At 75.2% G+C, this 6,275-nt stretch carries 4 protein-coding genes; all 4 read right to left on the bottom strand.

Features of this window, described 5'->3' with window-relative positions; translation table 11 throughout:
• Positions 1 to 3,550 (bottom strand): tetratricopeptide repeat protein (locus MXD58_RS17595; RefSeq protein ID WP_250609593.1); only part of this gene is annotated, 3,550 nt, incomplete at its 3' end.
• Between the two features lie 489 nt (positions 3,551 to 4,039).
• Positions 4,040 to 4,855 (bottom strand): MBL fold metallo-hydrolase, encoded by an 816-nt coding sequence (locus tag MXD58_RS17590; protein ID WP_248838189.1) that lies wholly within the window; start codon positions 4,853 to 4,855, stop codon positions 4,040 to 4,042.
• Between the two features lie 6 nt (positions 4,856 to 4,861).
• Complete coding sequence (locus tag MXD58_RS17585; protein WP_248838188.1) at positions 4,862 to 5,857, bottom strand: NUDIX hydrolase; 996 nt, start codon at positions 5,855 to 5,857, stop codon at positions 4,862 to 4,864.
• A gap of 139 nt (positions 5,858 to 5,996) precedes the next feature.
• On the bottom strand, positions 5,997 to 6,275 hold a 279-nt coding region (locus tag MXD58_RS17580; RefSeq protein ID WP_250609592.1), incomplete at its 5' end, for a RidA family protein.

Below are 6,275 nucleotides of genomic sequence, written 5' to 3'. Positions count from 1 at the left end.
GGGTGGCGAGCAGCCGGCGGGTCTGCGGCGCCTCGCTGACGGCGTCGGTGGCGGTCGCCGCCGCCAGCGCCCGCAGGTAGGCCCGCCGACCGCCCTCGAGATCGCCGCTTGCCACCAGCGCCGTGCCGAGCGCTCGCCAGCCCAGTACCTGGGCGCGGACGTCCTCGGCGTCGACGGCGACGGCGCGGCGGGCGACCTCCAGGGCCTCGGCCGGCTGGCCGGCGTCCAGCAGGATTCCGGCCAGATGCGCGTAGGCCTGCCGGCGGGGAAACATCAACGTCGCCGGTTCGCTCGCGGCCAGCGCCTCGACCAGCAGGTCCCGGGCGTCATCGAGCCGGCCGCGGGCCCGCGCGATCTGCGCGACCAGCACCTTCGCGCCGAGCTGGGCATGCGGGCGCAGTTCCAGGTGCTCCAGGTCGCGCAGCGCGATCTCGGCGGCCTGCGCGGCCCGCTCGACCTCGTCGGCGTCGAGCAGGGTCAGCCCGAGCAGCACCTGGGCGAGGGCGCCCACCACGACATGACCGCGACTCGCCGCCTGCTCGCAGGCCTCGGCCAGGTAGCGGGCCCCGCGTGCCGGCTGCCCGGCGCCGCGGGCGGCGAGGCCGCGGGCCACGAGCACCAGGACCGATCCCCAGCTGTCCCCGGCCGCCTCGAACAGCTCGGTGGCCCGCTGGCTGTGGGACTCGGCCGTGGCGATGTCACCCAGCTCCGCCGCGGCGATCGCGTCGATCGTCAGGCAGACAGCCATGCCCCACTGCTCGCCCACCGAACCGGCGAGCTCGATCAGCTCGCGGGTGAGCTTGCGGGCGCGGGTGAGCTGGCCGGACAGCAGCAGCACCAGCCCCTCGGTGCCTCGGCACCAGCCGAGCCCGCCGGTGTCCTCCAGCCGCTCGAAGACCGCGGATGCCTCCCGCAGCCGCCGTTCGGCCTGCGGGTAGTCCCCACGGGTGGTGGCGCTCCACGCCAGATGCTGCAGGGCCCAGCCGACGCCGCGCGGGTCGTCGACCTGGCGCGCGATCGTCAGCGCCTCGCGGTAACGGTCCTCGGCGGCGCTGATCCGACCGGCGTTGTACTCCAGCATGCCGAGCCGGCGCAGTGCCGCGGCCGTCGCCCGGTCGTCCCCGGCCTTGTTGGCCGATTCCAGCGCGGTGAGCAGGCACTGCGCCGCCTCCTCCGGACGGCCCTGCTTCTGGCGCAGCTCGCCGAGGACCGAGAAGGCGGCGGCGCGCCGCGCCGGGGTGTCCGAACGCAGGGCCGGGCGCAGGGTGCGCTCGGCCTCGTCGAGCTGGCGCAGCGCGACGAGGGCCTCGGCGTGCAGCACCCGGACGACGTTGTCCTCCCGGTCGTCGACCACTGCGCGGCCCAGCCGGCGCGCGTGCCCGAGCAGTTCGGCCGCGGCCCGGTGGTCGTCCCGGGCCAGTGCGGCGCGGCCCAGCCGGACATGCGCATGGAAGCCGGACATCCGCGACGCCCAGGCCGGATCGCCCGGCGGCAGGCTCATCGACGCGGCCAGGTCGAACGCTCGCAGGGCATGGTTCGCCACGAACGTCGACACGGAACGGGACGAGCCGATCATCGCCGTGACGCCCCAGCGTGCCGCCGTCGCGTGCCGGCGGGCCCGCTCCACCTTTGGCAGGCCGGCGTAGGCGACGTCGCGGGCCATGGGATGCACGAAGCGCCAACGGGTCTCGCTCGCCCGCGGCGGACGGACTAGCTGGCGTTCGGTCAGCACCTCCAGCGCCCGGGTGACCTCGTCGGCGGGCCGCTCGTCGACCATCGGCAGCGCCTCCGCCGGGAAGCGCCGGCCGAGCACCGCGGCGGCCCGCAACACCGCCTTCGCGGCCGGGTCGAGGTCGTCGATGCGGGCGGCGAGCACGGACTGCACGCCCGCGGGCAGCGGCGTGTCCGCCAGCGCGCCGTCGAGCACCAGCTCCGCGGGTTCGCCGCCGTCACCGTCGCCGCGCGTCGGGTGCAGCAACCGGCGGTCGATGAGCAGGTTGAGCAGCTCGACGAGGAAGAACGGATTGCCGTGCACCCGGGCGAGCAGGTCGGTTCTGGTACTCGGCTCCAGGGTGCGCCCGCGCAGGTGGCTCTGCAACAGCAGGCCGGAGGCCTCGATGTCCAGCGGCAGCAGATCGATGCGGCGCACGTTCGGCAGGCTGGTGAGCCGTGGGCCGGCCCGGTCGAGCAGCACGAGCAGCACCGGCCCCGACAGCAGCGCGGCCAGCTGGTTCATCGCGTCGCTGAGCTGGCTGGTGGCCCATTCCAGGTCGTCGATCACGACCAGGACGGGATTGTCCCGCGCCATCGCGCTCAGCAGCAGCGCGACCGAACCCACGGTCGCCTCGACGGCGCGCTGCTCGGCCTCCTCCACGTGCGAGGCGCGGGCCGCCGGGTCACCCGGGGCAGCCGCGGGAATGCCGGCGGAGCGCCGGTCGATCGGCACACCGAGCAGGGCGAGCAGCCGGTCCGCGATGCCGGTGGGCAGCCGCGCGCCCGTGAGCGGATGGGCCAGCTTCGCGACGGTGCCTCGGACCCGGTCGGCGACCCGATCCAACGAGTCGCCGTCGGTGATCCGGCAGGCGTTGCGGACGACGTCGACGAGCGGGGCGAGCCCGCGGCCGTCGCCGTGGCGGACCGTGCGGCCCCAGAGCACCACCGCGCCCGGCACCTGTGCCGCCTCGTCGGCGAGCTCGCTGGCCAGGCGGGTCTTGCCGATGCCCGCCTCACCGACGACCAGCGCGACCTGGGGGGCCCGCCTGGTCACGACCTCGTCGAACAGCGCCCGCAGCGTGCTGAGCTCCGCGTCGCGGCCGAGGAACGGCGCGTCGTCGGCCAGGCCGGGCCGGGCGACGTTGGATGGGCGCAGGCTGATCAGTTCGTAGGCGGGCACGGGTTCCCGCTTGCCCTTCAGCGAGAGATCGGCCAGCTCCCGCCAGCTCGCCACCGTCCGGGTCGCGAGCACCGTGTCCCGACCGGCGTAGACGGTGCCGATCGAGGCGGCGGCGGACAGCCTGGCCGCGGTGTTCACCGTGTCGCCGATGACGGTGTAGGACAGCGCCGCCTGGACGCCGGCGAGCACCTCGCCGGTGTTGATGCCGATGCGCAGGCCCAGGCGCCCCTCGGCACTGTCGCCTGCGGTCTCGTGGACCAGCCGCCGAACGGTCTCCTGCATCGCGGCGGCGGCGCGCACGGCGCGCTCAGGGTCGTCCTCATGGGCGGTCGGCGCGCCGAACACCGCCATGATGCCGTCGCCGGTGAGATTGTCGACGCGGCCGCCAACCTCATCGATCTCGCGGGCGAGCGCGGCGAGCACCCGGTCGGTCATCTCGCCGACACGCTCGGGATCGCGGTCGTCGGCCCAGCCGGTGAAGTCGGACAGGTCACCGAACAGCACGGTGACGACGCGGCGCTCCGGGGCGTCGGACGCCGACGCCTCGGCGGAGCTGAATTCCAGGCCGCAGTTGTAGCAGAACCGGCCACCGGGAACGGCTGCGGAGGCGCAGCGAGGGCAGTTCAGCGGGCCGGTCTGCGGCGATGTGATCACCATGGCCGCGACCCGGTCCGTGCGAGTCTCGCGGGCACCCTCATACGCGGGCCTCCCGGGGTAGGGGACGGTGCCGGAGGCGTCGGCGGGCCGGGCGTCGGCCCGATCCGGTCACGCTGTCTCCGGCTGGTCGAAGTCGTCTTCCTGCACACGAGCGGTTCCCTCCACGCTCGAGTTTAGTGGCCTGGGTCTCGTTTCCCGGCCGCCGAGAAGTCGGATGACCGACCGCGGCCGGGGCGGCGCCGCTGGTGGTATCGAGCGAGCGGGCAGGCCCCGAAGGTGACCCCGGCAGGCACGATCGGGCACGGCCGGGTGGTACCTGGCATCGCGGCCGATGGTGCAGGTCACGGGCCCGCTCGTCGGGCCTGCTGGGGGCCGGTGGGACGGCGATGCCGAGCCGGTCGGCGCTCGTCCGGTCGGCGCTCGTCCGGTCGGAGTCGACCCGCACGGGGTATCTCGACCGCGGTGGCCAGCACAAAGTGCCTGGCCCTTTCAGGGCAGGTCCGGGTGCGCGGCCAGGTAGTCCAACTGGGCCCGTACGGAAAGTTCGGCCGCCGGCCACAGCGCCCGGTCGACATCCGCGTACACCCGGCGGACCACCTCCGCGGGATCCGCCGCGGCGACCGCCGTCCCCAGGTCGCGTAGCGCTGCCCGGACCTGCTCCAGGCGACCCCGCCGATGATCCAGATAGCGCTGCGCGGCGGTGCCGGCGGCCGGTAGCTCCGGCCCGTGTCCCGGCAGGACCGTGGTCTCGCCGAGGTCCCGCAGCAGCCGGAGGCTGTCGAGGTAGTCCGCGAGCCGGCCGTCCGGATGGGCGACGACGGTGGTGCCCCGGCCGAGAACGGTGTCTCCGGTCAGCACCGCGGGCCCCGTGCCCGCCTCGGCCGCCGCGCCCCGTTCGTCCCCGGCCAGCAGGAACGACAGCGAGTCCGACGTGTGCCCGGGAGTGGCCAGGACCCGCAGCTCCACGCCTTGTAGCGCGAGCACGTCGCCAGCGGCGAGTCCCTCCGAGCCCAGCCGGTGCGCCGGGTCCAGCGCGCGTACGGGGGCGCCGGTGAGCTGGTGCAGCGTCGCGGCGCCCGCGCTGTGATCGGGATGGCCGTGGGTGAGCAGGATCAGCTCGACCGGTCCGGCGGCCGCGACCGCGGCCAGATGCGCCAGGTCGTCCGGGCCGGGATCCACCACGACGCAGCCGACCTCGCCGGGGGCGCGCAGCAGCCAGGTGTTCGTGCCTTCCAGGGTCATCGGCCCCGGGTTCGGCGCCAGCAGGACGGTTGCCAGCGCGGTGACCCGCCGAGGTGTCGTCATCGCGGGCTACGCCGGCTCGTCGACGGGCGCGGCGCCCGCCCCGGACGCGTTCTCGTACGCCTCGTCGTGCGGCAGGAGACGATGCGCCTCGTCGCCACTGATCATGATCTTCGGGATGATCGGCGAGAGATCCCGACCGTGCGCGGCCGCCAGGACGGACGCGACGTCGTCGTACTCGCACAGCTCGGCGAGGGTGAAGACGGTCGGCGGCAGCATCAGCATCGCGCCCGCGTCGTGGAGTTCGAGCGCCCGCGCCGGCCGGATCCACTCCATCGAGGAGGACTCGCGGTTGGGCTGGCCGGGGGACTGGCCGGCCGGCAGGGCGGCGACGAAGAACCGAGTGTCATACCGGCGCGGCTCGATCTCCGGGGTGACCCAGCGGGCCCACGGCGCGAGCAGGTCGTCACGCAAAGCCAGGCCGTGCTCACGGAGCAGCTCGCTCAGCGCGAGCTCGTGGCTCTCCAGCGCGGTCCGGGCGGCGACGCGCACCGCCACCTCGCGCAGCCGCCCGCCAGGCTCGTCCCGACTGCCCCGACCACTGCGGCTTTCCGGGCCGGTCAGGTCATCCGGGCCGGTCAGGTCATCCGGGCGGTCATGGCCGACGGTCACGACAGGGTGGGCCGCCGGCCCGGCCAGCAGGACTCCGCACTCCTCGAACGTCTCGCGGACCGCGGCGCATACCAGGGCCTGCGCCAGTGCGGGGTCGGCGGCCAGGACGCGCAGCGCGTCGCCGGCCGGCGGCCCGGCCCAGGGCACGTCCGGCCCCAGATCCGTCGGATCGACCCGACCACCGGGGAAGGCGTACATGCCGCCGGCGAAGTTCATACCCGCGGCACGTCGCAGCAGGTAGGCCTCGACCCCGCGCCCGCCGGGCGCGTCACGCAGCAGCACGACCGTGGCCGCGTCGCGCACGGGGGCCACCTGGCGCTCACCCGCGCCGGCCGGCCGGTCGACGTCGGGGCGCAGGCGGCTCCCGGCGCCGACGAGGCCAGCCAGGGACATCGGGCGCCGCGGTCGAGCGGACGGCGCGGTTTCGCGGTCGGCGGGTCCAGCCTGGTGGTCGGCCATGCCCTGATGCTAGGTGACAGCGACCTCCGCGGGCCGCTGGTCGCGACGGCGGCCACGGCTGGCCCGACGGTCCTCAGCCCGCGGCGACCCGAACGACGATCTCGATCTCGACCGGCGCGCCCAGCGGCAGCGCGGCCACGCCGACGGCGGAGCGGGCGTGCCGGCCGGCGTCGCCGAAGACCTCGACGAACAGGTCACTGGCACCGTTGAGGACGCCGGGCTGCGCGGTGAATCCGGGAGCGCTCGCGACGAACCCGACCACCTTCACGATCCGCAGCACGCCGTCGAGCCCGCCAGGCGCCTGCGCGGCGACGGCCGCCAACGCGTTGAGCGCGGCGACGCGGGCCAGCGC

The organism is Frankia sp. AgKG'84/4 (assembly GCF_023242965.2).
Lineage (GTDB): Bacteria > Actinomycetota > Actinomycetes > Frankiales > Frankiaceae > Frankia.
This window is presented reverse-complemented; position numbering and strand designations above follow the sequence as displayed.

What these genes read in the sequence shown, in the direction of transcription:
- MXD58_RS17585 (WP_248838188.1), bottom strand. Translation starts at nt 5,857, where the DNA reads ATGTCCCTGGCTGGCCTCGTCGGCGCCGGGAGCCGCCTGCGCCCCGAC.
- MXD58_RS17590 (WP_248838189.1), bottom strand. Translation starts at nt 4,855, where the DNA reads ATGACGACACCTCGGCGGGTCACCGCGCTGGCAACCGTCCTGCTGGCG.